Annotated in this window: 25 protein-coding genes and 2 riboswitches; of the genes, 15 read left to right on the plus strand and 10 right to left on the minus strand. The window is 73.1% G+C overall.

The window, feature by feature from the left end; translation table 11 throughout:
- Positions 1-115: 115 nt before the first annotated feature.
- From ACFC0Z_RS19760 to ACFC0Z_RS19770, 3 genes are all read left to right on the plus strand, one after another.
- Complete coding sequence (locus ACFC0Z_RS19760; protein ID WP_376439403.1) at positions 116-478, plus strand: DUF952 domain-containing protein; 363 nt, start codon at positions 116-118, stop codon at positions 476-478.
- Between the two features lie 62 nt (positions 479-540).
- Complete coding sequence (locus tag ACFC0Z_RS19765; RefSeq protein WP_376439406.1) at positions 541-906, plus strand: PRC-barrel domain-containing protein; 366 nt, start codon at positions 541-543, stop codon at positions 904-906.
- Between the two features lie 123 nt (positions 907-1029).
- The gene (locus tag ACFC0Z_RS19770; protein ID WP_376439409.1) at positions 1030-1227 is read left to right on the plus strand and encodes an antitoxin; all 198 of its coding nucleotides are present in this window, start codon (positions 1030-1032) and stop codon (positions 1225-1227) included.
- A 90-nt stretch (positions 1228-1317) separates the two neighbouring features.
- Here ACFC0Z_RS19770 and ACFC0Z_RS19775 read toward each other — a convergent pair whose 3' ends face one another.
- Positions 1318-1971, minus strand: a complete 654-nt coding sequence (locus ACFC0Z_RS19775; RefSeq protein ID WP_376439412.1) for an MBL fold metallo-hydrolase — start codon at positions 1969-1971, stop codon at positions 1318-1320.
- An 84-nt stretch (positions 1972-2055) separates the two neighbouring features.
- On the opposite strand from ACFC0Z_RS19775, the gene ACFC0Z_RS19780 reads away from it, so the two are divergent.
- From ACFC0Z_RS19780 to ACFC0Z_RS19790, 3 genes are all read left to right on the plus strand, one after another.
- Positions 2056-3024, plus strand: a complete 969-nt coding sequence (locus tag ACFC0Z_RS19780) for a GlxA family transcriptional regulator (protein WP_376439415.1) — start codon at positions 2056-2058, stop codon at positions 3022-3024.
- 159 nt (positions 3025-3183) lie between these two features.
- Positions 3184-4665: an APC family permease gene (locus ACFC0Z_RS19785; RefSeq protein WP_376439418.1), complete on the plus strand. Its 1482-nt coding sequence runs from the start codon at positions 3184-3186 to the stop codon at positions 4663-4665.
- Positions 4662-5096, plus strand: a complete 435-nt coding sequence (locus ACFC0Z_RS19790) for a hypothetical protein (RefSeq protein WP_376439420.1) — start codon at positions 4662-4664, stop codon at positions 5094-5096. The genes ACFC0Z_RS19785 and ACFC0Z_RS19790 overlap by 4 nt, the downstream gene beginning before the upstream one ends.
- A gap of 36 nt (positions 5097-5132) precedes the next feature.
- Here the strand turns inward: ACFC0Z_RS19790 and ACFC0Z_RS19795 are convergent, their stop codons facing one another.
- On the minus strand, positions 5133-6446 hold the full coding sequence (locus tag ACFC0Z_RS19795; RefSeq protein ID WP_376439421.1) for a hypothetical protein: 1314 nt from the start codon (positions 6444-6446) through the stop codon (positions 5133-5135).
- A 123-nt stretch (positions 6447-6569) separates the two neighbouring features.
- Between ACFC0Z_RS19795 and ACFC0Z_RS19800 the strand changes: the two genes are divergently transcribed.
- Positions 6570-7553, plus strand: a complete 984-nt coding sequence (locus tag ACFC0Z_RS19800; RefSeq protein ID WP_376439423.1) for a D-2-hydroxyacid dehydrogenase family protein — start codon at positions 6570-6572, stop codon at positions 7551-7553.
- A gap of 28 nt (positions 7554-7581) precedes the next feature.
- Here the strand turns inward: ACFC0Z_RS19800 and ACFC0Z_RS19805 are convergent, their stop codons facing one another.
- Together ACFC0Z_RS19805 and ACFC0Z_RS19810 are read right to left on the minus strand one after the other, a co-directional pair.
- Positions 7582-8409 (minus strand): CbtA family protein, encoded by an 828-nt coding sequence (locus tag ACFC0Z_RS19805; protein WP_376439425.1) that lies wholly within the window; start codon positions 8407-8409, stop codon positions 7582-7584.
- 21 nt (positions 8410-8430) lie between these two features.
- Positions 8431-8658 (minus strand): CbtB-domain containing protein, encoded by a 228-nt coding sequence (locus ACFC0Z_RS19810; protein ID WP_376439428.1) that lies wholly within the window; start codon positions 8656-8658, stop codon positions 8431-8433.
- A gap of 59 nt (positions 8659-8717) precedes the next feature.
- A riboswitch (cobalamin riboswitch) is annotated at positions 8718-8792 on the minus strand.
- Between the two features lie 179 nt (positions 8793-8971).
- Between ACFC0Z_RS19810 and ACFC0Z_RS19815 the strand changes: the two genes are divergently transcribed.
- A complete protein-coding gene (locus ACFC0Z_RS19815; protein WP_376439431.1) occupies positions 8972-9511 on the plus strand; it encodes a histidine phosphatase family protein in 540 nt (179 codons plus the stop codon).
- A gap of 12 nt (positions 9512-9523) precedes the next feature.
- On the opposite strand, the gene ACFC0Z_RS19820 is transcribed toward ACFC0Z_RS19815, so the two are convergent.
- Complete coding sequence (locus ACFC0Z_RS19820) at positions 9524-9880, minus strand: GntR family transcriptional regulator (RefSeq protein WP_360798607.1); 357 nt, start codon at positions 9878-9880, stop codon at positions 9524-9526.
- A gap of 2 nt (positions 9881-9882) precedes the next feature.
- The gene (locus ACFC0Z_RS19825; protein ID WP_376439434.1) at positions 9883-10854 is read right to left on the minus strand and encodes a hypothetical protein; all 972 of its coding nucleotides are present in this window, start codon (positions 10852-10854) and stop codon (positions 9883-9885) included.
- A gap of 111 nt (positions 10855-10965) precedes the next feature.
- On the opposite strand from ACFC0Z_RS19825, the gene ACFC0Z_RS19830 reads away from it, so the two are divergent.
- On the plus strand, positions 10966-11937 hold the full coding sequence (locus tag ACFC0Z_RS19830) for a S8 family peptidase (RefSeq protein WP_376439437.1): 972 nt from the start codon (positions 10966-10968) through the stop codon (positions 11935-11937).
- A gap of 63 nt (positions 11938-12000) precedes the next feature.
- Here ACFC0Z_RS19830 and ACFC0Z_RS19835 read toward each other — a convergent pair whose 3' ends face one another.
- Complete coding sequence (locus ACFC0Z_RS19835) at positions 12001-12438, minus strand: MarR family winged helix-turn-helix transcriptional regulator (protein ID WP_376439440.1); 438 nt, start codon at positions 12436-12438, stop codon at positions 12001-12003.
- Between the two features lie 92 nt (positions 12439-12530).
- Here ACFC0Z_RS19835 and ACFC0Z_RS19840 point away from each other — a divergent pair, with 92 nt between their 5' ends.
- On the plus strand, positions 12531-12878 hold the full coding sequence (locus ACFC0Z_RS19840) for a DoxX family protein (RefSeq protein WP_376439442.1): 348 nt from the start codon (positions 12531-12533) through the stop codon (positions 12876-12878).
- 141 nt (positions 12879-13019) lie between these two features.
- Entirely contained in the window at positions 13020-14657 is a 1638-nt protein-coding gene (abc-f, locus tag ACFC0Z_RS19845; protein ID WP_376439445.1) for a ribosomal protection-like ABC-F family protein, read from the plus strand.
- On the opposite strand, the gene cobN is transcribed toward abc-f, so the two are convergent.
- Positions 14654-18289, minus strand: a complete 3636-nt coding sequence (gene cobN, locus ACFC0Z_RS19850) for a cobaltochelatase subunit CobN (RefSeq protein ID WP_376439448.1) — start codon at positions 18287-18289, stop codon at positions 14654-14656. The two genes, abc-f and cobN, sit on opposite strands and share 4 nt — an antisense overlap.
- Before the next feature lie 39 nt (positions 18290-18328).
- Positions 18329-18465: riboswitch (cobalamin riboswitch) on the minus strand.
- 237 nt (positions 18466-18702) lie between these two features.
- Between cobN and ACFC0Z_RS19855 the strand changes: the two genes are divergently transcribed.
- The 3 genes from ACFC0Z_RS19855 to ACFC0Z_RS19865 are packed head-to-tail and all read left to right on the plus strand — an operon-like array spanning position 18703 to position 22125.
- A complete protein-coding gene (locus tag ACFC0Z_RS19855; protein ID WP_376440287.1) occupies positions 18703-19965 on the plus strand; it encodes a cobalamin biosynthesis protein CobG in 1263 nt (420 codons plus the stop codon).
- 4 nt (positions 19966-19969) lie between these two features.
- Entirely contained in the window at positions 19970-20623 is a 654-nt protein-coding gene (locus ACFC0Z_RS19860) for a precorrin-8X methylmutase (protein ID WP_376439451.1), read from the plus strand.
- The gene (locus ACFC0Z_RS19865; protein ID WP_376439454.1) at positions 20620-22125 is read left to right on the plus strand and encodes a precorrin-2 C(20)-methyltransferase; all 1506 of its coding nucleotides are present in this window, start codon (positions 20620-20622) and stop codon (positions 22123-22125) included. Before ACFC0Z_RS19860 ends, ACFC0Z_RS19865 begins: the two co-directional genes overlap by 4 nt.
- Here ACFC0Z_RS19865 and ACFC0Z_RS19870 read toward each other — a convergent pair.
- Complete coding sequence (locus ACFC0Z_RS19870; protein WP_376439457.1) at positions 22097-23644, minus strand: serine hydrolase; 1548 nt, start codon at positions 23642-23644, stop codon at positions 22097-22099. The genes ACFC0Z_RS19865 and ACFC0Z_RS19870 overlap by 29 nt on opposite strands.
- 185 nt (positions 23645-23829) lie before the next feature.
- Here ACFC0Z_RS19870 and ACFC0Z_RS19875 point away from each other — a divergent pair, with 185 nt between their 5' ends.
- Positions 23830-25260 carry a fibronectin type III domain-containing protein gene (locus ACFC0Z_RS19875; protein ID WP_376439459.1) on the plus strand — a complete coding sequence of 477 codons (1431 nt, stop codon included), beginning with the start codon at positions 23830-23832 and terminating at the stop codon, positions 25258-25260.
- On the opposite strand, the gene ACFC0Z_RS19880 is transcribed toward ACFC0Z_RS19875, so the two are convergent.
- Positions 25223-25981: a cobalt-precorrin-6A reductase gene (locus ACFC0Z_RS19880; RefSeq protein WP_376440289.1), complete on the minus strand. Its 759-nt coding sequence runs from the start codon at positions 25979-25981 to the stop codon at positions 25223-25225. The two genes, ACFC0Z_RS19875 and ACFC0Z_RS19880, sit on opposite strands and share 38 nt — an antisense overlap.
- Positions 25982-25994 lie beyond the last annotated feature (13 nt).

Here is a 25994-nt window from a genome sequence, read left to right on the forward strand (position 1 = left end):
CGGACATTAAGGGCGAAATTGATCATCACCCCTTCGCCACACCGGGACGATAGTTGCGTTAGTCCGTAATTCAGACTATTCCGGATCTTTTCGCACCCCCATGCGAAACTGGCGCATGATCTATCACGTCGTGACCCCGGCCGAGTGGAACGCCGCCCCCGACCGCCCGTACGCTCCCGCCTCCCTCGCCGAGGAGGGCTTCGTGCACTGCTCCCCCGACGAGGCCACGACCCTGGCCGTCGTCAACGCCTTCTACCGGGAGACCGAACGGCCCCTGCTCGCCCTCGTCCTCGACGAGGAACGGCTGACGGCCCGGCTGGAGTTCGAGGCGGCGGCGCCGACCCCGCCGCCGGGGGTCGCGGACGACGTCCTCTTCCCCCACCTCTTCGGACCCGTCAACCGGGACGCCGTGGCCCGGATCCTCCAGGTCGCCTGGGCCGAGGACGGGCGGGCCGTCGGGCTCACCGCGTTTGCCTGAGCGCGGGGCGGGCAGCCGCCCGGTAGAGGGCTGAGGTGAGCAGAGGGCTGAGGTGAGCTGCCATGATGCACCACGACACCCCTCGTGAGATCTGGGGCTACCGCGCCGATTCCGGCTACGAGACCGGCACCGACCTCGTCGGGTTCACCGTCGCGGCGACCGACGGCGACATCGGGAAGGTCGACGAGCACACCGACGAGGCCGGAGCCGGCTACCTCGTCGTCGACACCGGCGTGTGGATCTTCGGAAAGCACGTCCTGCTGCCCGCGAGCACCGTACGGAGCGTCGACCGCGAGGCCGGGACCGTACGCGTCGACCGCACGAAGGCGCAGATCAAGGACGCGCCCGAGTTCGAACGCGGGCGGGAGCCGCGCGACCCGACCTACCTGGAGCAGTTCGCGAAGTACTACGGCGTCCCGCACATGTAGGGACTGCGCACGTGGAGGGACTGCGGGGACACCTGTAGGAAGACGACAATCCGCTCCTCCGGATGCGGGAACCCCGTATCCCCGTGATGCTGGGAACGTCGGCATTTCGTGAGGAGGACGTCTATGTCCATGCTCGACAAGCTCAAGGGCATGATCAAGGGCCACGAGGACACCGTCGGCCAGGGCATCGAGAAGGCGGGCGACGCCGTCGACGCCAAGACCGGTGACAAGTACAAGAGCCAGGTCGATACGGCCCAGGAGAAGCTCCACGAGCAGTTGGGTACGCAGCAGCCGGGCTCCGAGCAGCCACCGGCCAAGTAGCGCCCCCTCTCCGGCGCGTGACCGCCGAAGGCCCCGGGTCCTGTCCCCGGGGCCTTCGGCATGCGCGGAACCGTTCCTGCCCCGGTACGGCTAGTGCGGCGCGGTCGCGTCCGCCGGGAACGCCGGGCCGTGGCCCGGGACGATCACGTCCGCCGCGGCGAGCACCCGCAGCCGGGAGCCGCGCAGGACCGCGTGGTCGGGGGCGACCGGGTCCTCGACGGGGCCGTTCGGCCGCCACCACAGGTCGCCGACGAACGCGACGACACCCGTGGCCGTACCGGCGAGGAGGGTGATGTCCTCGCGGCTGTGTCCGGGGGTGCGGATCAGGCGGAGCGACGGGGTGAGCTCGTGGCCCTCGGCGTCGCGGTCGGTCCACTGGTCGTTCTCGTAGATCGCCTTGTGGTCGTGGACGCGGGCGCGGCCGAAGAGGCCGACGTTCATGGTGTTGTCCGGGTGGTGGTGGCTGAGGACGACGTCGGTGATGTCGTCCGGGCCGAGGCCGAGCGCGGCCAGCGGGCCGAGGATGCGGTCGCGGCCGGCGACCATGCCCGGGTCGACGATCACGTGCCGGTCGCCGTCGTGCACGTACGAGACGGTGGCGGCGACGCCGGGCCCGGTGGAGAGCGTGTATCCGGTGGTCAGGATCGTGAAGGCGGCGGTACGGCCCCGGGGGGCGTCGGTCGCGGAGGCGCCGGTCACGGGGGCGTCGGTCACGGGGGCGAGGGTGCTGCTCGTCTCGTTCATGGGCTCAAGTCTTCTGTCCCGCACCGCCCTTCACGAGTGGCCGCTCTGCCACCCATCGCAGGAAAAGTGCCACACTGCCTCCTCATGACTCCGCCCTTCGTCACCGTCGCCGCCTACGCGCCCGCCGGCGTCGGCATGCTCGGCGCCGGGATCGTCTCCGAGGTGTTCGACGCCCGGGGCCCCGACCTGCCCCGCTTCGACTTCGCGCTCTGCACGGACCGGCCCGGCCGGGTCAGGACCGACGTCGGGCTCCCCCTCGTCGTCGAGCACGGCCTCGACCGGCTGGCCGCCGCCGATCTCGTCATCGCCCTCCCCTGGGCCCACTTCCGTACGCCTCCGGCCCCCGCCGTCCTCGACGCGCTGACCGCCGCCCACGCGCGCGGGGCGCTCGTCGCCGCCCACTGCGTCGGCGCCTTCGCGCTCGCCTCCGCGGGGCTCCTCGACGGCCGCCGCGCCACCACGCACTGGCGGTTCGCCGGGCTCCTCGCCGAGCGCCACCCGGCCGTCACCGTCGACCCCGACGCGCTGTACGTGGACGAGGGCCCGGTCGTCACCGGCGCGGGCGCCGCCGCCGGCTTCGACCTGTGCCTCCACCTCCTGCGGCGCGAGTACGGCGCCGCCACGGCCAACGCCATCGCCCGCGACCTGGTCCTCCCCTCCCACCGGGACGGCGGGCAGTCCCAGTACCTCGTCACGCCCGCCCCCGAGGACAGCCAGGACGAGCGGCTCGCCGACGTCCTGGCCTGGGCCCGGGAGCACCTGGACCGGCCGCTGCCCGTGGCGGAGCTGGCCCGCAGGGCGCTGATGAGCCGTCGGTCCTTCGCCCGCCGCTTCGCCGCCTCCACCGGCACGACCCCGCACGCCTGGCTGCTCGGGCTGCGTCTCGGCCGGGCCGAGGAGCTCCTGGAGACCACGGACCTCCCCGTCGAGGAGATCGCCCACGCGGTGGGCTTCGGCAGCGCCGCCGTGCTGCGCGCCCAGTTCGTCCGCCGCCGGGGTGTGCCGCCGCGCACGTACCGCCGCTCCTTCGGGCGCCCGCCGCGCGAGCCGTGACCCCCGCGGGCCGTGCGCGGCGCGAGCCGTAACCCGCGCGATCCGTACGCCGCGCGGGCCGTGACCCGCGCGCGCCGTAACCCGTACGGCCGACAGCGGTTGCCGCCCTCCCTGGGCCGTTCGAGCCTGAAGGGATTCGTGCGACCACTGGGAGGGCCCATGAGCAGCCTCGACACCCCCGCAGACGTACCCAGACCACGAGCGGCCGCCGCACGGCCCGCGCCGACCACCATGACCTGGGTGACGCTCGCCCTGATGACCACCGCGTCGGTGGCGAGCCTGCGGGCCGCGCCGACCATGGCCGTCTACGGCCTGGCGTGCGTCTTCCTCTACCTGATCCCCGCGATCGTCTTCCTGCTGCCGACCGCGCTGGTCTCCGCCGAGCTCGCCTCCGGCTGGAGCGGCGGCGTCTACCGCTGGGTCGCCGAGGGCCTCTCCAAGCCCCTCGGATTCCTCGCGGTCTGGTGCCAGTTCGCGATGACGATCTTCTACTACCCGAGTCTGCTGGCCTTCGTGGCGTCGACGATCGCGTACGTCATCGACCCCTCGCTCGCCTCGAACGGCGTCTACACGGCGATCGTCATCATGGTCCTGTACTGGACCGGCGTCTGGATCTCCTCGCGCGGCACCAAGGCCCTCGCCGGCCTGTCGAGCTGGGGCCTCATCATCGGCACGCTCGTGCCCGGCACGATCCTCGTCGTCCTCGGCATGGTCTTCCTCGGCCAGGGCAACCCCTCCGCCGCGCCGATGGACAGCAGCCACCTGCTGCCGCAGTGGACGGGCCTCGCGAGCCTCGTCCTGATCGTCAACAACTTCCTGTCGTACTCCGGCATGGAGATGAACGCGGTCCACGTCTCCTCGCTGAAGGACCCGGCGAAGGAGTACCCGAAGTCGATGTTCCTGGCGGTCGGCCTCGTCCTGCTCATCTTCATCCTGCCCGCCCTCGCGATCAGCTGGGTCGTCCCCGCCGACCAGCTCAGCCTGACCGCCGGTGTCATGCAGGCCTTCGACGCCTTCTTCTCGTACTTCAACGTCGGCTGGATGACCCCGATCGCGGCCGTCATGCTGATCTCCGCCTCCCTCGGCGGCATGCTGACCTGGCTCGCCGGCCCGTCGAAGGGCCTCCTGGAGATCTCCCGCCACGAGGGCTACCTGCCGCCGTTCCTGCAGAAGCTCAACAAGTTCGGCATCCAGCAGAACATCCTGGTCACCCAGGGCGTCGTGACCTCGGTCATCGCCCTGATGTACGCGCTGATCCCGAACGTGTCGAGCGTCTACTGGATCTTCTCGACCATCACCACGCAGGTGTACCTGATCGTCTACCTGCTGATGTTCGCCGCCGCCATGCGCCTGCGGAAGACCCATCCCGACCATCCGCGCGGCTACCGGGCACCCGCCCTCGGCCTGCTCTGCTCGGTCGGTCTGCTCGCCTCGCTCGCGGCCATGGCCATCGGCTTCATCCCGCCCTCGCAGTTCGGCGGCAGCAGCGTCCTGCAGTACGTCGTCGTGGTCGGCGGCGGACTGGTGATCCTGGGCCTGCTGATCCCCTGGGCGTTCCTGAAGTTCCGCAAGCCGGACTGGCGCACCGCCGAGGGCACCGCGTCCGTCGAGGCCGCCGAGGGCGAAGGAGAAGCGCGATGAGCACCCGTTTCGCGATGCAGCACAAGTGGATCTACTGGGGAGCGATCGTGCTCCTCGTCGGGCTCGTCGTCACCGGCCTCATCCGGTACTCGGCCGTGCGGACGAACAGCAAGACCGAGGCCAAGGCCACCCAGCTCCAGGACGAGCTGGTCAAGGCCGGTTACTCGTCCCCGGACACCGAGACGATCGAGCGGCTGCTCGGCACGGACGGCGGCCAGGTCTGCGAGGAGCCGGGCAACGCGCTCAAGACGGCGCTGTGGAAGATCCAGCAGTCCAACGGCGCCGGGGGCCCCGGCCAGCGGCCCGTGATCTCCGACGCGAAGGCCCTCCAGGCCGAGCGGATCGTCCTGAAGGTCTACTGCCCCGACCAGCTGGAGGAGTTCGACGAGGCGCTGAAGGAGCTGAAGACGGACGACACCGTACGGCGGTGACGCTCGCCGTACGGTGTCGGATCGGTTCTTCCGTCGCTACAGAGCAGGGGTCTCCGCCGGGGGCCCCTGCTTCGTTTCCGTCTTCTCCGCGAGGAACGCGGTCACCCCGAGCAGGAAGAGCAGCAGGAGCGCGATCCCGACCACGACCCAGCCGGTCGGGTGCGGCCAGAAGACCACGGCGGCCGCCGCGCCCGCGACGAGGATCCAGGTGATCCAGGTGCGGTAGCGGCGGACGAAGGGGCCCACCGGTCCGGTGCGCAGGCCCGCGTGGTCGGCGGCGCCCCGGGTCGCGGTGATGCCCGCGTCCCACAGGCCGCGGACGACGGTCGCCGGGCGGCTCGGGCCGGAGAGCCAGGCGGCCAGGGCGATGAGGACGCCGAGCGTCACGAAGACCCGTACCGAGGTGCGGAGGTAGCGGATCAGGGTGTCGTAGACGGCCCCGGCGGCGGCCGGGGAGACGCCGGCCGGCAGGGCGTTGAGGTAGACCGTGCGGAAGACGGTGAGCGCGACGCCGAGGACGAGGGCGGCGACGGCGATGCCGAGGGTGCCGGCGATGAGGCTCCGGCGCCGGTGCGCGGAGAGCAGGACGCCACCGGCCACCAGGAGCACCGCGATCACCGGCAGCCAGGTGCCGAGGCCCTGGAGCAGCGAGAACCCCGTCTTGGCCTTGCCGATGTCGTCGGCCTCCAGGACGGTGAACTCGGTGTGGACCTCGGGGATCTTCGCGGCGATCGTCATGCCGGAGTCGACGAGCCGCTGCTTCACGCGGTCGATGACCGGGGCGAGGTCGATGGTGACGGTGTCCTGGTTGATCTGTACGGCCCCGTCGTCGCTGCCCGTCAGCGCGCGGTCGAGGGAGGTGTGGATCGCCCGGTTGGCGTCGACCCAGATCGTCTCGAAGGCGTCGGACGCGACGACGTCCTGCGTCCGGTCGTGGACGAAGCTCTTGACCGCGCCCTCCAGCGAGTCCCCGAGCTTGTCGAGGGCCTTGCCGGCCAGGGGCCGCTGGTCGGGGGCCACGTCCTCCAGGAGCGCGTTCAGGTCGATGTGCTCCATGACCGCGTTCGTCACGCGGGTCGCCACGGCCGCCTGGATGTCGGGGTCGGAGGCCAGCGGGGTGACGGTCTGCACGTACCGGTCGGTGTCGCCGACGATGTCCGAGGACCAGGCGGCGACGAGGCCGAGCGGGGTCAGGACGCAGCCGATGACGATGAGCAGGGCGGCGAAGAAGGAACGGACGCGGTGGTGGGGCGGCTTGGCGGCCGCCTCCCTCGCTTCGAGGGCCGCGATGCGGGCCCGTAGAGCGGTCAGCTCGGCGTCACCTTCGGGGCTCACGTCCTTGGCGGCCATCGGCACCCACTCCTCACCCAGAGAGACAAATCAGGGCAATTCTCCGGCGGGTGGTCGGGTTTGTCGCCCGGAGGACGGCCTTCCGGTGGCCTTCCGGTGGTCCGTGTGGGTGATCATGCGGACATGACACTGCACTGCGCCGTACTCGACGACTACCAGGGCGTCGCCCTCTCCTCCGCCGACTGGAGCCCGCTCGCCGGCCGCGTGGACGTACGTGTCCTGCGGGAGCACCTCGACGACGGAGGCGAGGGCGAAGGAAGCGGCCGGGACGCGCTCGTGGCCGCCGTCGAGGACTGCGAGATCCTCGTCGTCATGCGGGAGCGGACCCCGGTGGACGCGGCCCTGCTCGACCGGCTCCCCCGCCTGCGTCTGATCGTCACCTCCGGCATGCGCAACGCCTCCGTGGACGTCGCCGCCGCCCGCGCGCGCGGGATCGTCGTCTGCGGCACGGCGAGCAGCCCGCAGCCGCCCACCGAGCTCACCTGGGCCCTGCTCCTCGGCCTCGCCCGGCACGTCACGACCGAGGCGCGGGCGCTGCGCGAGGGCGGGCCGTGGCAGTCGACGGTCGGCGCCGACCTGGGCGGGCGGACCCTCGGGCTCGTGGGCCTCGGCAAGATCGGCGGCCGGGTGGCCCGGGTCGGGCTCGCCTTCGGCATGGACGTGGTCGCCTGGAGCCCGAACCTCACGGAGGAGCGGGCCGCCGAACACGGCGTACGGCTCGCGAAGGACAAGCGGGCGCTGTTCGCGGAGAGCGACTTCGTCTCGCTGCACATGGTGCTGTCGGAGCGCTCGCGGGGCCTCGTCGGGGAGGAGGAGCTGCGCGCGATGCGCCCGTCCTCGTACCTCGTGAACACCTCGCGGGCCGGGCTCGTCGACGAGGAGGCGCTGCTCCGGGCGCTGCGGGAGGGGTGGATCGCGGGGGCCGGGCTCGACGTCTTCGCGACGGAGCCGCTGCCGGCGGACGACCCGCTGCGGAGCCTGCCGAACGTCCTCGCCCTCCCCCACCTCGGGTACGTCACCGAGGGGAACTACGGGCGGTACTTCGGGGAGGCGGTGGAGGACATCGAGGCGTTCCTGGAGGGGGCGCCGGTGCGGGTGCTCCCGTAGATACGGGATCCAGGGAGCACCCGCCGGTTCAGGCCGCCGGTACCGGCTTCGCGCCGGCGGCGGTCTCCGCCGGGCGCGGGGCGAGCAGGCGCTCGGCCGCGTACCCGAAGGCGATCCCGAAGACCGCCCACAGGACCGCCTGGATGCCGAGGGTGGCGAGCCGGAACTCCCACAGCACGGCGGCGGGGAACCCGGCCTGGACCGCGTCCCCGTTGCCCGGCAGGAACGCGCAGGCGACCGCGATCGCGGCGACGAAGCCCACGCCCGCGACGACGGTCGCGTTCCAGTTGCCGAGGCGCGGGGCGAGGCGGCGGCCGGCGATGACGGCGGCGACGCCGAGCAGCACGCTCAGCAGGATCATCAGGAAGAAGAGCGTGGTGCGCTTCCCGATGGTGTCCGGGTTGCCGACGGCCGGAGGGGTCGCCGGGTACTTCAGGAACGGCACCAGGTAGACCGTGGTGAAGGCGGCGGCCGAGACGAGCGCGGCCGTCGCCCTCGGGGTGAACCGGCCCACGCGTCCCAGGACGAAGGCGAACTCGAGGGAGGCGATGCCGCCGAGCGCGACGCCGTAGACGAGGACGCCGGTGGCGAGGCCCGCGGTGGACTGGAGGTCCCGGCTGACGAGTTCCTCTTCCTCCTCGTGGGCCGCCTCCGCCGCCTGGTGATGGCCGGTGTGTTCGGCCTGGGCCGCGGCCTCCTCGACGGCGATCGAGGCGTTGACGGACGGTTCGCCGACGACGTACGCGACGGCGAAGGCGAACAGTCCGGCGATCAGGCCCGCGAGCATGCCGCGGACCAGGAGTCTCCTCACGGTGGAGGAGTCGGTGTGCGTGTCGGTGTGCGTGTCGGTGCGCATGTCGGTGGAGTCCCCGGTCGGTCAGTGGCAGGGGAAACCGAGCAGGTGACGGCCGTCGTGCACCCACTCGTGCACGTCGCTGCCGGCGAAGACGGAGAGGGCGCCCTGCTCGGCGCCGACGAAGTAGAGCGCCACCAGCGCCAGGAGCCCGGCGAACAGGGCCCAGGGCAGCACGGTGCGGACCGGCAGGGAAACCGGCAGCGCTACGGGGGTGGTGGGGGTGACGGCGGGGGCGACGGCCTCGGCCATGGCGGAACCTCCTCGGGAACTCGCGTCCCATTGCGGTGGTGCGCGACGACGGTCGTCGGGTCTGACTCACCGCGTCCGGGGGTGCCGGGGCGGCTCACAGTGGCGCGACCGTGCCGGATTTGCACCGGACTTCCGTCTCGCCGTCGTCGGTTGTGGAATTGTCGCCGTGACCGTACCGCGTACGCCGTGCGGCGCCAAGGGCGTGCAGGCGGCGGATCGAGCAGTGAGGGATGGATCACCTGTGGTGGGGACGGCAGGGACGGGGACGGCGGGGACGGGGACGGCGGGGACGGGGACGGTTCGGCTGACTCTCGTGGCGCCCGCGATGAGCGCGGCGCTGCGGGAGGCGCGGTTCGACGACGGGTCGTCGCCGGTGGAGCCCGTACGCACCGCCGACCCGCTGCGTCTCGGCAGGTCCGTACGGGTCCTGACCTCGCCTTCCGCCCGCTGTCGCGGGACGGCGGAGGCGCTCGGGCAGGGGGGTGCGGCGGACGAGCCGGCGCTCGCCGGGTGCGCGATGGGGCGGTGGCGGGGGCGGCGGCTCGACGAACTCGCCGGGGAGGAACCGGAGTCGGTGGCCGCCTGGCTCGGCGACCCGGACGCGGTCCCGCACGGTGGGGAGTCGCTGCGCGACTTCTGGGGGCGGGTAGGGGGCTGGATGGAGGGCCTCGCGCCCGGGACGGTGTGGGCCTTCGCCGAGCCCGAGGTCGTCCGGGCGGCCGTCGCCCACGCCTTCGGCGTACCGGAGGCGGTGTTCTGGCGGGTGGACGTACGGCCGTTGACGTCGGTGGAGCTGACGGGGCGGGCGGGGCGGTGGAACGTGGGGATGGGTTCGAGACTGCCGGGCTCGTAGCGTCCGGACGTCCTACGTCATGCTCGTACGGGCCAGCTCCACGAACTCCGCTTCGGTGAGGCCCAGTTCGCGGGCGTCCGCCGCCGCCTCGCGGAGGCGGGCGACGAGGCGGGCGCGGTCGGGGGCGGTGGCGCCGGGGACGATGACGGCGCCGCGGCCCCGGCGGAGTTCGATGAGGCCCTCCTCGCGCAGGCGTTGGTAGCCGCGGAGGACGGTGTGGACGTTGACGCCGAGGGAGTCGGCGAGTTCACGGGCGGCGGGGAGGCGTTCGCCGGGTTCGGCGGAGCCGTCGGCGAGCGCGCCGCGCACACAGGCGGCGATCTGGTCGCCGAGGGGGACGGAGGAGGCCGGGTCGACACGGAAGAGCACGGTCAGACCTTCCCATCCCGCGCGGCGAGAGTGTTCAGGAGGGCCGCCGCCGTGCGGGCGTCGGGGACGGTGACGGCGAACTCCCGACCACCCGAACGGCGTACGACGAGGGCTTCGCCCGAGCGCACGATCACGCCCGTGCGGTGAGCCCTGACCCGGTAGCCCCAGCCGCCGAACTCGGTGAGGGGGTCGATCGCGCGGACGCCCGCGGACGCGACGTCGTCGAGCGCCACGCGCGCGCGTGGGCGGGGGAAGAGGACGGAGCGGACGGTGAGGCCGTGCCGGTCGACGGTGACCCGGACGCGGGCGAGGGCGAGCCCCGGGAGGCCGATGACCAGGCCGAGGAGGCCGAACAGGGCCTCGGGCCAGGGGAGGAGGAGAAGGACGACCGGGGTCGCGACCAGGGCGACGACGGAGAGGGCGGTCAGGGTCCGGGAGGCGACGTCGCGGGACCAGCCGGCGATCTCGCCGTCGGCGAGCGGGAGACGGAGGTCGCCGTCCGCTCCGGGCGCGGGCGCGGGCCGCTCCTCCTGGGGTACGAGGGAGGTGAGCGCCCAGCCCGCGAACCCGGCGGCGGCCGCGGCCGTCGCGGCGACGGCGAGGTCGACGAGGGGCGCGGAGGTCAGCGGGACCGTGTGGTTGGTGCGGAGGAGCTGGACGAGCAGCCCGCCGGTGAAACCGGCGGTGGCCCAGGCGGCCCACAGGGAGTTGCGGCGGACGACGGCGATCCAGACGACCGCGGCGAGGAGGAGCAGGCCCGTACTGGTGAGGACGTACGCCGTGGGGGTCGACCAGCCGTCGGGCCGGCCGCCGTCGCCGAGGGAGAAGTGGGTGGCGAGTTCGGCGGGCAACGCGTCGCGCCAGGCGACGAAGAGGCTCAGGTGGACGGCGAGGGCGAGGGCGAAGGGGAGCGCGGCGAGGCCGCGCAGGAGAGGAGTGACGGAACGAGTGGCGGAACGGGTGGCACGGTTCATGATGACCTCCTTGTTCGCACTCTACTAGAACAAGTCGCTTTGTTGTCGAGATGCGGACTCCGGTCACCGGCTGTATCAAAGGGAAGAACGCAGACGAATGGGGAGATCTTCATGCGCCGCCGGCCCGCCACACTTGCCGCCTTCACCGCCTTCGCCGCCCTCACCGCCGGACTGGTCACCGGCTGCGGGGACGACCCCGAGCCCGATCCGCTGCGCTCGCAGCAGTGGGGCATCGACGCGCTGAAGTTGCCGGACGCGTGGTCGACGTCGAAGGGGGAGGACACGGTCATCGCCGTCGTCGACACGGGCGTCGACCTCGACCACCCGGACCTCAAGGGGCGGCTCGTCGACGGCTACGACTTCGTCGACAACGACAAGCAGCCCAAGGACCTCAACGGCCACGGCACCCACGTCTCCGGCATCGCCGCCGCGCACACGGACAACGGCATCGGCGTCTCGGGCGGCGCGCCCGCCGCGAAGATCATGCCGGTACGCGTGCTCGGCGCCGACGGCAGCGGCACCGACGCGAACATCACCAAGGGCATCGTCTGGGCCGCCGACAACGGCGCCGACGTCATCAACCTCTCGCTCGGCGAGTCCGGCCTGATGGCCCGCCTGCTCAAGGGCGGCGTCCTCAACCAGGCCATCACGCACGCGAACAGCAAGGGCGCGGTGGTCGTGGCCGCGGCGGGCAACGACTCGACGGCCCTCCAGCCGTACAAGATCGACACGCCGGTCCTGGTCGTCAACGCGGCCGACCAGAGCGGACTCCCGGCCTCCTTCACCAACTTCGGCGCGCAGAACGCCGTGGCGGCGCCGGGCGTGGACATCCTCTCCACGCTCCCGACGTACACGACGAAGGAGACGCTGAAGAACCTGACGGGGTACGGAAAGCTCTCCGGCACGTCGATGGCGACGCCGTACGTCTCCGCCGTGGCGGCCCTCCTGCACCACCAGGGCCAGAGCCCGGCGGAGATCATGAAGACGATCCAGAGCACGGCGAAGAACCCCCAGCAGATCCCGAAGCTGGGCCTGGGCAACGTGGACGCGGCAGCGGCGGTGAAGGCCGCGAAGGGCGAGTAGCGCCCGCCCGGTCAACGCGCGAGGACCCCGTGAGCACGGCTCACGGGGTCCTCGCGTTGTCCCCTAGTCGCACTCGTGGGCGGCGGGGTCGACGATCACGCGGTCCAACAGGCCGCGCAGCAGGACCTGTTCGGCCTGGGTGAGGTCGCCGAAGAGTTCGCGCTCGGCCGCGCCCACGGCCTCGTCGACGCGCTGGAGCGTCTCGGAACCCGCCTCCGTGATCTCGACGATGTGGCGGCGCCGGTCGGCGGGGTCGCGGCGGCGCTCGGCGAGCCCCTCCGACTCCAAGTCGTTGAGGATCGCGACCAGTTGGCTCGGGTCGATCTCCATCGCGGCGGCCAGCTCGCGCTGGCTCGTGGCGCCTTCGGCGAGCCGCATCAGCGTCATCGCGCTCCGGGGGTGCAGACCCGCCACGCCCAGGGCGGCCCGGATGCGGGCGCCGGTGAGCTCTCCGCGGAAGGAGAGGAGGAAACCGAGACGGTCGGTCGGGAGAGCTGCCATGCGATCCACCGTAACAGCGACCCTATTGTGGAGCCAGATCAATCGTTGATACTCTTCAATCATTCGCGCCAACGAATCATTGGAGATCCCGCATGTTCATCGGTTATGCCGTCCTGGCCGCCGTCCTCGCACTCGCGCTCTTCGCCTCCGCCTTCCTGACCTTCACCAGGAACCCGCAGATCATGGCCACCATGACGAGGCTGGAGGTGCCGGAGAGCTGGCTGCCCTGGCTCGCGACGGCGAAGACCGCCGGTGCGATCGGCCTGCTCGTGGGCCTGGTGATCCCGTTCATCGGCGTGGCCGCGGCGGTCGGTGTCGCGCTCTACTTCCTCGGGGCCGTGATCACCCACCTGAGAGGCAAGGACTACGCGGTGGCGCCGCTCGTGATCCTCACCGTGCTCCCCATAGTCGCCCTGGTGCTGCGGGTCGCCTCGGCCTGACGAGACGGAACGTCTTGCGGACGGGCCCGGCTTGGCGTACCTTCGAGGAAACGAGACGAGACGTCTCGTGCAGCTACGGCTTCGGTTCCCCCTGGAGCCGATGGCTGCGTCGTCCTTGTCGCCCAGGTCAGGAGACCGCCCTTGTTCCGTGCCCAACTCACCGACGTCACCAAGCGCTACGACCAGCCGCACACCCCCGAACGCCGCACCGTGCTCGACCGCGTCTCCCTCTCCGTGCGCTCCGGCGAACGGCTCGGGATCGTCGGGGACAACGGTTCGGGCAAGTCGACCCTGCTGCGGCTCCTCGCCGGGGCGGAGACCGCCGACAACGGCACCGTGACCGTGGAGTCCCCCGGCGGCCTCGGGCACCTCGCCCAGACCCTGGACCTGCCCGGGACCGCCACCGTCGGGGACGCCGTCGACCAGGCCCTCGCCGACGTACGGGAGCTGGAGCGGGCCATCAGGGCCGCCGAGGCGGGACTCGCCGCGAGCGGAGACCTCGGCGGCGACCTCGACGGGTACGCCGCGCTGCTCGCCGCCTACGAGGCGCGCGGCGGCGCCGGGGCCGACCGGCGGGTCGAGGCCACGCTCCGGCGGCTCGGGGAGCCCGGGCCGCTCGACCGGGGCCGGCTCCTCGGGACGCTCTCCGGCGGGCAGCGGTCCCGGCTCGCGCTCGCCGCCGTCCTCGCCGCCGAACCCGAGCTGCTGCTCCTCGACGAGCCGACGAACGACCTCGACGACGAGGCCGTGGAATGGCTGGAGGAGCGGCTCCGCACCCACCGGGGAACGGTCGTCGCCGTCTCCCACGACCGGGTCTTCCTGGACCGGGTCACCACCGCGGTCGTCGAGGTCGACGAGGACCGGCACACCGTCCGCCGGTACGGCGACGGGTACGGCGGCTACCTCGCCGGACGCGCGGCCGAACGGGCGCGCAGGCAGCGGGAGTACGAGGAGTGGAAGGAGGAGACCGCCCGGTACCGGGCCCTCGCGGACACGCACATCGACCGGTTCTCGGCGATCCCGCGCAAGGCACCCGCCGCGTTCAGCGGCGCGGGCGCCTTCCGGGCCCGGTCCCGGGCGCACGGCGCCATGAGCAGGATCAGGGCGGCCCGGGAGAAGCTCGCCCGGCTGTCGGCACGGCCCGTACCCGCGCCGCCGGACCCGCTGCGGTTCCGCGCGGAGCTCGTGGGCGAGGGCGCGGCCGTCGACGTGACGGGCCTGCGCGTGGACGGCAGGCTGCGGCTCGACGCCCTCCGTCTGGAGCCGGGCGAGCGGCTTCTCGTCACCGGGCCCAACGGCGCCGGGAAGACGACGCTCCTGAAGGTGCTCGCCGGAGAGCTCACGCCGGACGCGGGCACGGTGCGGACGGGAGGGGCGTTCACCACCCGCGTCGGGACGCTCCGACAGGAGACGGCCCCGCCCACCGACCCCCGTACGGTGAGCGAGGCGTTCGGCGAGGGCCGGGAGGACGAGCTGCTCGCCCTCGGGCTCTTCGCCGCCCGGGATCTCGCGACCCCGGTCCGTCTCCTCTCGACGGGCCAGCGCCGGAAACTGGAACTGGCCCTGCTCGTGACCTCACCCGCCGACCTGCTCCTCCTCGACGAGCCGACCAACCACCTCTCCCCCGGCCTGGTGGAGGAGATCGAGGCGGCGCTCGCCGAGTACCGGGGCACGCTGGTCGTGGTCAGCCACGACCGGCGGCTGAGGGAAGGGTTCCGGGGCCGCCGCCTGGAGCTGGCCCCGGTCTCCGCTCAGATGACGGCCCAGGAGGCGGGCTAGTCCTCGTCCTCCGGGCCTTCGAGGTCGCCCTCCGTCTCCAGGAACACCTGGCGCAGGGCGGCCAGGGTCTCCGGGTCCGGCTTCTCCCACATGCCGCGGGACTCGGCTTCGAGGAGGCGCTCCGCGATGCCGTGCAGGGCCCAGGGGTTGGCCTCCTTCAGGAAGGCCTGGTTCTCGGCGTCGAGCACGTACTCCTGGGTGAGCTTGTCGTACATCCAGTCGGCGACGACACCGGTCGTGGCGTCGTAGCCGAAGAGGTAGTCGACGGTCGCCGCGAGCTCGAACGCGCCCTTGTAGCCGTGGCGGCGCATCGCCTCGATCCAGCGCGGGTTGACCACGCGGGCGCGGAAGACCCGGGAGGTCTCCTCGACAAGCGTGCGGGTGCGGACGGTCTCGGGGCGGGTCGAGTCGCCGATGTACGCCTCGGGGGCGGTGCCCTTCAGCGCGCGGACGGTCGCGACCATGCCGCCGTGGTACTGGAAGTAGTCGTCCGAGTCCGCGATGTCGTGCTCACGCGTGTCCGTGTTCTTCGCGGCCACCGCGATCCGCTTGTACGCGGTCTCCATCTCGGCGCGCGCCGGGCGGCCTTCGAGCCCGCGGCCGTACGCGTACCCGCCCCAGACCGTGTACACCTCGGCCAGGTCCGCGTCGGTGCGCCAGTCGCGGGAGTCGATGAGCTGGAGGATGCCCGCGCCGTACGTGCCGGGCCGCGAGCCGAAGATGCGGGTCGTGGCGCGGCGCTCGTCGCCGTGCTCGGCGAGGTCGGCCTGCGCGTGCGCCCGGACGTAGTTGTCCTCGGCGGACTCGTCCTCAAGCCCCGCGACGAGCCGGACGGCGTCGTCGAGGAGGCCGATGACGTGCGGGAACGCGTCGCGGAAGAAGCCCGAGATGCGGAGCGTCACGTCGACGCGCGGGCGGCCGAGCTCGGCGAGCGGGATCGGCTCCAGGCCGTTCACACGGCGCGAGGCGTCGTCCCACAGCGGGCGGACACCGAGCAGGGCGAGCGCCTCGGCGACGTCGTCGCCGGCCGTGCGCATCGCGCTCGTCCCCCACAGGGAGAGACCGACGGAGGTCGGCCACTCGCCGTTGTCGGTGCGGTAGCGGGTGAGGAGCGAGTCCGCGAGCGCCTGGCCCGTCTCCCACGCGAGGCGGGACGGGACGGCCTTCGGGTCGACCGAGTAGAAGTTCCGGCCGGTCGGCAGGACGTTGACGAGGCCGCGCAGCGGCGAGCCCGAGGGGCCGGCCGGGACGAAGCCGCCGTTCAGGGCGTGCACCGCGTGCGTCAGCTCGTCCGTCGTCGCGGCGAGCCGCGGGACGACCTGGCGGACCGCGAAGTACAGGACGTCGCGGACCTCGGAGCCGTACGCCTCGGCGACGGTCGCGACCGCCTCCTCCGTCCAGCCGGCCGCCTCCATCGCCTCGACGAGCGCGCGGGCCTGCGCCTCGACGGCGTCGGCGTCGGTGCGGGTGGGCGCGGACTCGTCGAGGCCGAGCGCCTCGCGCAGGCCGGGCAGCGCCTGCGTGCCGCCCCAGATCTGGCGGGCGCGGAGGATGGAGAGGACCAGGTTGACCCGGGCCTCGCCCTCCGGCGCCCCGCCGAGGACGTGCAGACCGTCGCGGATCTGCGCGTCCTTGACCTCGCACAGCCAGCCGTCGACGTGCAGCAGGAAGTCGTCGAAGCCGTCGTCCTCCGGGCGGTCCTCCATGCCCAGGTCGTGGTCGAGCTTCGCCGCCTGGATCAGCGTCCAGATCTGCGCGCGGATCGCGGGCAGCTTCGACGGGTCCATGGAGGAGATCTGCGCGTACTCGTCGAGCAGCTGCTCCAGGCGCGCGATGTCGCCGTACGAGTCGGCGCGGGCCATCGGCGGCACGAGGTGGTCGACCAGGGTGGCGTGCACGCGCCGCTTGGCCTGCGTGCCCTCGCCCGGGTCGTTGACGAGGAACGGGTAGATCAGCGGGATGTCGCCGAGCGCCGCGTCCGGGCCGCAGGCGGCGGACAGACCGGCGTTCTTGCCCGGCAGCCACTCCAGGTTGCCGTGCTTGCCGAGGTGGACCATGGCGTCGGCGCCGAAGCCGCCGTCGTCCTCGCGGGCGGCGATCCAGCGGTAGGCGGCCAGGTAGTGGTGGGACGGCGGGAGATCGGGGTCGTGGTAGATCGCGATCGGGTTCTCGCCGAAGCCGCGCGGCGGCTGGATGAGGATCAGCAGGTTCCCGCGCCGCAGCGCCGCGAGGACGATGTCGCCCTCCGGGTTGCGGGACCGGTCGAGGAACATCTCGCCCGGCGCCGGACCCCAGTGCTCCTCGACCTGCTCGCGCAGCTCGGCCGGAAGCGTCGCGTACCAGCGCTTGTAGTCGGCGGCCGGGATGCGGACCGGGTTCCTCGCGAGCTGCTCCTCGGTCAGCCAGTCCTGGTCGTGGCCACCCGCCTCGATGAGGGCGTAGATCAGCTCGTCGCCGTCGCCGGAGACCAGCCCCGGGAGGTCGGCCTCGGGCCCGAAGTCGTACCCCTCGGCGATGAGTCGGCGCAGCAGGGCGACGGCGGAGGCGGGGGTGTCGAGACCGACGGCGTTGCCGATGCGGGAGTGCTTGGTGGGGTACGCGGAGAGGACGAGCGCGAGCTTCTTCTCGGCGTTCGGGATGTGGCGGAGCCGGGCGTGCCGGACGGCGATCCCGGCGACGCGGGCCGCGCGCTCGGCGTCGGCGACGTACGCGGGCAGGCCGTCGGCGTCGATCTCCTTGAAGGAGAACGGGACGGTGATGAGGCGGCCGTCGAACTCGGGCACGGCGACCTGGCTGGCGGCGTCGAGCGGCGAGAGGCCCTCGTCGTTCTCCTCCCACGCCGAACGCGAGCCGGTCAGGCACAGGGCCTGGAGGATCGGCACGTCGAGCGCGGCGAGCGCGCCCGCGTCCCAGGCCTCCTCGTCGCCGCCGGCCTGCGCCTCGGCGGGCTTGGTGCCACCGGCGGCGAGGACGGTCGTGACGATCGCGTCCGCCCCGCGGAGCGTCTCGACGAGCTCCTCCTCGGGGGCGCGCAGCGAGGCCACGTACAGCGGGAGGGCCTGGGCCCCGGCGTCCTCGATCGCGTCGCAGAGGGCGCCGACGAAGGCGGTGTTCCCGCTCATGTGGTGGGCGCGGTAGTAGAGCACGGCGACCGTCGGGCCGTCGGTGGCACGGGGGGTGCGCTCCAGGGGGCCCCAGGTGGGGGCGGCGGCCGGGGCCTCGAAGCCGTGACCGGTGAGGAGCACGGTGTCGGAGAGGAAGCGGGCCAGCTGCGTCAGGTTCGCGGGGCCGCCGTGCGCGAGGTAGGCGTGCGCCTCGGTCGCGACGCCGACGGGAACCGTCGAGGCCTCCATCAGCTGGGCGTCGGGGGCCTGTTCGCCGCTGAGCACGACGACCGGCTTTCCGGCGGCGTGGATCGCGTCCAGCCCCTCCTGCCAGGAGCGCAGGCCGCCGAGGAGGCGGACGACGACGAGCTCGACGCCGTCGAGGAGGCCGGGGAGGTCGGCGAGCGGGACTCGGGAGGGGTTGGCGAAGCGGTACGCGAGACCGTCCCCTTCGGCCTCCGTCGCGGCCGTGTTCGCCGCGCGGGCGCTGAGCAGGTCGGTGTCGGAGTGCGACAGCAGCAGGAGCATGGCGACGCAGGCCCTTCCTCGGGGTTGTCCGCGCCCCGGGTGGTCGTGTGGACGGCGGGAGTTCCTGACTCACCCGTGCCGGGCGGTCCGGAACGGGCTCACAGTGGCGGGACCGCGCCGGATTCTCACCGGGCTTCCTCCCCGGGGTCCTGGGACCCCATGCCGATCTGCATCCTAGATCGTGGCGGGGGCGGGCCGAAGAGAGCCGGGGGATCGACCGGATCACACTCGTGACCGCACGCGGACCGCACGCGGACCGCACGCGGACCGCACCCGGACCGGACGCGGGCCGCACCCGGACCGGACGCGGGCCGCACACGGGGACCCGTACACGGATCGCACCCGGGCCACCCGCGGGCAGCGGGCACGGATCGGCCGGATCGCGACCGGTGAGGGGCCCGATCCCCGTGGGTATGCTCGCCGCCATGCCGCCCACCCCACCCCCGACGCCCGAACGGGACGAACCCCGCACAAGGGACCGTGGCGACGCCTGCCCCGGAGCGCTGCGCCTGCACGCCGCCGACGACGGGAGACTGGCCCGACTCCGGCTCCCCGCAGGCCGACTGACCGCACGTCAGGCCGAGGCCCTGGCGCACGCGGCGGAGACCCTGGGCGACGGCTCGGTGAGCATCACCTCCCGGGGCAACGCGGAGCTCCGGGGCCTCGCGGACGACTGCGGGACGGAGCTCGCGGCGCTGCTCGCGGAGGCCGGCCTGCTGCCCTCCTCCACGCACGAGCGCGTCCGCAACATCGTCGTCTCCCCCGCCGCCGGTCTCGACGGACTCGGCGGCCCCGAGGTCCAGTTGTGGGCCCGCGAGCTCGACGCCCTCCTCTGCGCCGCGCCCTGGGCGGCGGCGCTTTCCGGCCGTTTCCTCTTCGTCCTCGACGACGGCCGCGGGGACGTGGCGGGGCTCGGCGGGGATGTGACCTTGGTCGCAGTGGACGGCGGCGCGGCCCGTCTGTACGTCGGCGGGCGGGCGTTCCGCGTCGCCGGGGCCGACGCCCCCCGCGCCGCGCTCGCCGCCGCCGGGGCCTTCCTCGACGCGGCCCGCGCGGCCGGGACCGGCGCCTGGCGGGTCGGCGAACTCCCCGAGGGGTACGCCCCCGACCTGGCCGGCGCCCTCGCGGGGGCCGGGATCGCGGCGGAGCCCGTACCGGCGGCCGCATCGATCCTGCTCCACGGCGCCCCGCCCTCCCCCGGCCCGCTCGGCCCCGCCTCCCGCTACGTCCTCGCGCCCCTCGGCCGCCTCACCGCCGCCCAGCTGCGGGCGCTGCTGCCCGCCGAGGAGATCCGGCTGACGCCGTGGCGCGGCGCGGTGGTCGTGGGCGCCACGGGAAACGAGGACCTGGCCGCCCACGGCCTGATCACCGACCCCGGCTCCCCCTGGGTGGACGTCACCGCGTGCACCGGCCGCCCCGGCTGCGCCAAGTCCCTCGCGGACGTCCGCGCCGACGCGACCCCGGGGCCGGCCGGCGGCCTCCCCGCACGCGGCCTCCCCGGAAGGGCCCTCCCCGTCCACTACTCCGGCTGCGAGCGCCGCTGCGGCCACCCGCACGGCGCCTGGGTCGACGTCGTCGCCACCGCCGACGGCGCCTACCTGGTGGACGGCGCCGCCACCCCCCGTACAGCCCTGCACGAAGCGGTCACCACGGCCCGCACGACCACCATCCGCTGACGAGATGAGCGAGAACACCAGGATGTTCGACTACGAGAAGGACGGGACGGAGATCTACCGCCGGTCCTTTGCCACGATCCGCGCCGAGGCGGACCTCGACGGCCTGCCCGCCGACGTCGCCCAGGTGGCGGTCCGGATGATCCACGCCTGCGGCATGACCGACCTCGTCAGCGATATCGCCTACTCGCCGCGGGTCGTGGCGGACGCCCGTGCCGCCCTCCAGGCCGGTGCGCCGATCCTCTGCGACGCCCAGATGGTCGCCAGTGGCGTCACCCGCAAGCGGCTGCCCGCCGACAACGAGGTGCTCTGCGCGCTCTCCGACCCGGCCGTCCCGGCCCTCGCCGCCGAGCTCGGCACCACCCGCTCGGCCGCCGCGCTCGAACTCTGGCGCGACCGCCTCGAAGGCTCCGTCGTCGCCATCGGCAACGCGCCCACCGCGCTCTTCCACCTCCTGGAGATGATCGCGAAGGGCGCGGGCAAGCCGGCCGCCGTCCTCGGCATACCCGTCGGGTTCATCGGCGCCGCCGAGTCCAAGGACGCCCTCGCCGAGAACGACCTCGGCCTCGAATACCTCGTCGTACGGGGCCGGCGCGGCGGCAGCGCCATGACGGCCGCCGCCCTCAACGCGCTCGCGCACGAAGCGGAGATACAGGCATGAGCACCGCGATGAGCACCCCGAAGGGCAAGCTGTACGGGGTCGGGCTCGGCCCCGGCGACCCCAACCTCATGACGGTGGCGGCCGTGAAGGCCATCGCCGAGGCCGACGTCGTCGCCTACCACTCGGCCCGCCACGGCCGCTCGATCGCCCGCTCCATCGCGGCCGAGCACCTCCGCGAGGACCACGTCGAGGAGCGGCTCATGTACCCGCTCACCGTCGAGACCACCGACCACCCCGGCGGCTACCGGGGCGCCCTCGACGACTTCTACGAGGAGGCCGCGGCCCGGCTCGCCGCCCACCTCGACGCGGGCCGCACGGTCGCCGTCCTCGCCGAGGGCGACCCGCTGTTCTACGGCTCGTACCAGCACATGCACAAGCGGCTCGCGGACCGCTACGACACGACCGTCATCCCCGGCGTGACCTCGGTGAGCGCCGCCGCCGCGCGGCTCGGCGAGCCGCTGTGCGAGGCGGAGGAGGTCCTCACGATCATCCCCGGCACCCTGCCGGAGGACGAGCTGACGGCCCGTCTCGCGGGCACCGACTCGGCGGTCGTGATGAAGCTCGGCCGCACCTTCCCCACCGTCCGCCGCGCCCTGGAGCGCGCGGGCCGCCTCGACGACGCGCGGTACGTGGAGCGGGCGTTCATGGCCGGCGAGCGCACCGAGCAGCTCGCGGACGTCGACCCGTCGACCGTCCCGTACTTCTCCGTCGCCGTGCTGCCCTCCCGTATCGACCAGGAGGCGCCGGTACGGGAGCGGGGCGAGGTCACCGTCGTCGGCACCGGCCCCGCCGGGGCGCCCTGGCTGACCCCCGAGTCGCGCGGCGCGCTCGTCAACGCCGACGTCCTCGTCGGCTACACCACCTACCTCGACCGCGTCCCCGTCCTGCGCCCCGGCCAGGTCCGGCACGGCTCCGACAACAAGGTCGAGTCGGAGCGGGCCGAGTTCGCGCTCGACCTGGCCCGGCGCGGCAAGAAGGTCGCGGTCGTCTCCGGCGGCGACCCGGGCGTCTTCGCCATGGCGACGGCCGTCCTGGAGGTCGCCTGCGAGCCGGAGTACGCGGACGTGCCCGTACGGGTCCTCCCCGGCGTGACGGCGGCGAACGCGGCAGCGGCGGCGGCCGGCGCCCCGCTCGGCCACGACTACGCCACGATCTCCCTCTCGGACCGACTCAAGCCCTGGGACGTCATCGAGGGCCGGCTGCGCGCGGCGGCCTCCGCCGACCTCGTCATCGCCCTGTACAACCCGGGCTCCAAGTCCCGTACGCACCAGGTGGCCGCCGCCCGCGACCTCCTGCTCGAACTCCGCGACCCGGAGACCCCGGTGGTCGTCGCCCGCGACGTCGGCGGCCCCGAGCAGTCGGTGCGCGTCCTGACCCTGAAGAGCCTGGACCCGTCCGAGGTCGACATGCGGACGCTGCTCCTCATCGGCTCCTCGCAGACGCGGGCGGTCGAACGCGGCGACGGCCGCACGATCACCTGGACGCCGCGCCGGTACGGGTGACCTGGCCGGTACGGGTGAAGGTCCCCAGACCTTCCTGGTCGAGGTACTCGACCTTGACCGTCTTGCCATCCGGGGAGAACGTGACGCCGGTCAGTCCGACGGCGTTCTCCCCGCGCGTGGGGAAGCTGAACGTGTTCCCGTCGTAGTGCGTGAGCGCGTACGTCTGCGGCTCGGGCCCGATCCGCAGCACGAGCCCGCCTCGCTCCTCGGCCACGGTGAGCGGCCCGTAGTAGTCATTGTTGTACGTCCCCACGTACGCGGCGGGCTCCTTGGCGGGGGCGGGATCGGCCGGGGACTTCGCGTAGTCGGTCTCGGACCGGTCGGCGTCGGCCTGCGCCTGGTACAGCCCGTCGACGAGCGGCAGCCAGTCCCGGCTGGGCTGCCCCTTCTCGGCGACGTCGAAGAAGTCCAGGGCGACGGTGTCGGCGACACCGGCGGGGGCGCCGTTGGTGAGGACGACGATCCCGAGCTCCTCGCCGGGCAGCATCGTCACGTTGGTGTGCGCGCCGAGCGCGAAGGCGCCCGTGTGCGAGAGGCGGAGCCTGCCGGCGTCGTCGTACGAGACGTTCCAGCCGAGCCCGTAGAAGCCGGTGCGCCCGGCGGGGGCGTGCGGCGGGGAGGCGACGGCCTCGGGGTGGTGGGTGAGGGTGAGCGCGTCCTCGTCGACGATCCGGCGCCCGTCGAGCTCGCCGTTGCCGAGCTGGAGCCGGAGCCAGACCGCCATGTCCCGGGCGGAGGAGCTGACACCCCCGGCGGGCGACTGCGCGTCAGGGTCCCGCACGTACCGGGCCTTCCAGGTCCCGTCCGGCTCCTTCACGTGCCCGAGGGCGCGGTCGGGGTTGTCGGCGAAGTCCTGGAAGCGGGAACTGGTGTCGTCCATCCCGGCGGGCCGGTACAGGGTGTCCTCGGCGAGCTTCTCCCAGGGCACGCCCTTCTCGGCGGCGACGGCCTCGGCGGCGGCGGTGAGCCCGAAGTTGGTGTAGGCGTAGCTGGCGCGGAAGGGGGCGAGGGGCTCGTACCGCAGGTGGGACAGGATGTAGTCCTGGTCGTACCCGAGGTCTTCGAGCAGGTCACCGGCGTGATCCGGCAGCCCGCTGCGATGCGAGAACAGATCCGCGACGGTCACGTGCGAACTGACCCAGGGATCCTTCAGCCGGAACTCCGGCAGCTCGGGCGCGACCGGCTTCTGCCACCCCTCCACCCCGACGGCCCCGGAGACGACGGTCGAAGCGATCGGCTTGGAGACGGAAGCAAGCTGGAAAACCGTGTCGGCGTCGATCCGCGCGTCCTTCCCGACCTCCCGGACGCCGTACCCCTTGAGGTGGACGACCTGGTCCTCGTACACGACGGCGACGGAGACCCCGGGGACACCGGTACGCCGCATCAGCTCGGCGACGGTCCCGTCGAGCCGCCCGACGGCCCGGTCGACATCGGCCCGGTCGAGGACGGGAGGCGGCTGGGCGGGCGGCGGCTCAGGGGAGGGCGAGGGCCCGGTCGCGACACCTAGAAGCGCCGCCACGAGCCCCGCCGATGCCACCCACCGGACGGTACCCACCCCTCCATTGAACGCCGGGTGGAACTCCCTGTCGCGCGGAGAGAAGCCGCAGGTAGAGTGCGTCCGCTGCGGATGAACGGCCCCACCCGAACCGCGCCGCCCCACGTTTCGTCCCCAACCCCCGCAGGTCCGGAAAGGGCCCCTCTCTCGTGATCATTCGTACCCGACTGGGCGCGCTGGCCACCACGGTCACCACCGCCGCCCTCGTCGCCTCCGGCGGCCTCCTGGCCGCCGCCCCCGCCTCCGCCGCCGTCACCTGCGCGTCGCCGCTGTGGAAGGCGGACTACTACGCCAACACCACGCTCACCGGCACGCCGAAGCTGACGACGTGTGACTCGGCCATCTCCGAGAACTACGGCTACGGCGACCCGGCGGGCGTGACGCTCCCCAAGGACAACTTCGGCGTCCGCTGGACGCTCAGCCGCGACTTCGGCTCGGGCGGCCCCTTCACGTTCACCGCCGAGGCCCAGGACGGCATACGCGTCCTCCTCGACGGAGTCCGCAAGATCGACCTCTGGAAGAACGTCTCCACCACCCAGAAGAAGACGGTCAACGTCACCATCCCGCCCGGCCGCCACACGCTCGCCGTCTACTACGTGACGTGGACGGGCGCGGCAAACGTCAAGGCCGGCTACGCGCCCCGGACTTCGGCGACGGTCGACAAGGTGAAGCCGCTCGCGCCGGCCGGGTTCACGCCCGCGTACGACAAGGCACTGAACAAGGCCACCCTGAAGTGGGCGCCCAACAAGGAGATGGACCTCGCGGGTTACCGCGTCTACCGCCGCCTCGTCGGCTCCGCGTCCTGGTCCCGCGTGGGCGGCACGACGACCCCGCTGACCACCACCACGTTCACCAACAGCCCCCCGCCCACGGGCCAGGGGTACGCGTACGAGGTCCGCGCCGTCGACAAGGCGGGCAACGAGTCCGCCGGCACGGCCGACCTGTACGCGACGACCCCGGACCGCACGGCCCCGCCCGCGCTGACGGGCCTGAAGGCCGTGGAGGGCATGTACACGGAGGCCGAGGTCACCTGGAACCCCTCCCCCGCCCCCGACCTGGCGGCGTACCGCGTCTACATCGACGGCGTCCTCGACAAGACGATCACCGAGACCGAGTACACGGAGTACACGGTGGGGATCGACCACGGCACCACGTACAAGTTCACGGTCAGGGCCGTGGACCGGTCGGGGAACGTCTCCCCGGCCGCGACGGTGTCGCTCACGACGAAGGGCGACCTCGTCGCCCCGGCGCCGGTCACCGGCGTGAAGGCGACCCCCCGCCAGGACGGCGTCCTCGTGGAATGGGCGCCCAACAAGGAGCCGGACCTCAAGTACTACAAGGTCTACAAGGCCGAGTGGTACGACGACGGCGAGGGCACCGCGGGCTGGCTCGCCCAGGAGGTCGCGTGGCTCACGGAGGACGCGAACTCGTTCCTCCACGAGAGCGAGGCGGACGGCGAGCACGTGCTCTACGGCGTCATCGCCATCGACGACTGGCGCAACTCGCTCGACATCACGGACCCGGCCGTGAAGTGGGTCGAGGTCACCGAACTCGGGACGCCCCCGGTCGAGCAGCCGTAGCCACCCAGGCGGCGGCCCCCTCCGGGGTCGTCGCCACGGGTACGCCCTCCGGGACCGGGGGGCGGCGGACGACGACGACCGGGATGCCGGCCTCTCGGGCCGCCGTCAGCTTGGGGGCGGTGGCCGCGCCGCCGCTGTCCTTCGTCACCAGGACGTCGACGCGGTGGCGGCGTATCAGTTCGCGTTCGTCGTCCAGGGTGAAGGGGCCCCGGGCCAGGAGGAGTTCCGTGCGGGCCGGCATCGGGGTGTCCGGGGCGTCGACCGAGCGGACGAGGAACCACTGCGGGCAGTCCGCGAAGGTCGCGAGGCCGAGGCGGCCCGTCGTGAGGAAGACGCGGTCGCCGAGGCCGTCGAGCGTCCGGGCCGCCTCCTCCAGGGACGCCACGTCGCGCCAGTCGTCGCCCTCGACCGGGACCCAGCCGGGGCGGCGCAGGGCCAGCAGGGGAACATGGGCGGTGGCGGCCGCCCCGGCCGCGTTGAAGCTGATCCGCTCGGCGAAAGGATGGGTGGCGTCGATGACCGCGTCCACCGCGTGTTCCCGCAGCCACTCCGCGAGGCCCTCCGCCCCGCCGAACCCCCCGATCCGTACCTCCCCGGCCGGCAGCCGGGGGCTCGCCACCCGTCCCGCGAGGGAGCTGGTCACGCGGACTCCGGGCGCGCCGTGGAGCAGCCCGGCGAGCGCGCGGGCCTCCGTGGTCCCGCCGAGAATGAGTACGTGCAGCACAGGAGCCTCT

Origin of the sequence: Streptomyces sp. NPDC056144, from assembly GCF_042264145.1 — a bacterium.
Classification (GTDB): domain Bacteria; phylum Actinomycetota; class Actinomycetes; order Streptomycetales; family Streptomycetaceae; genus Streptomyces.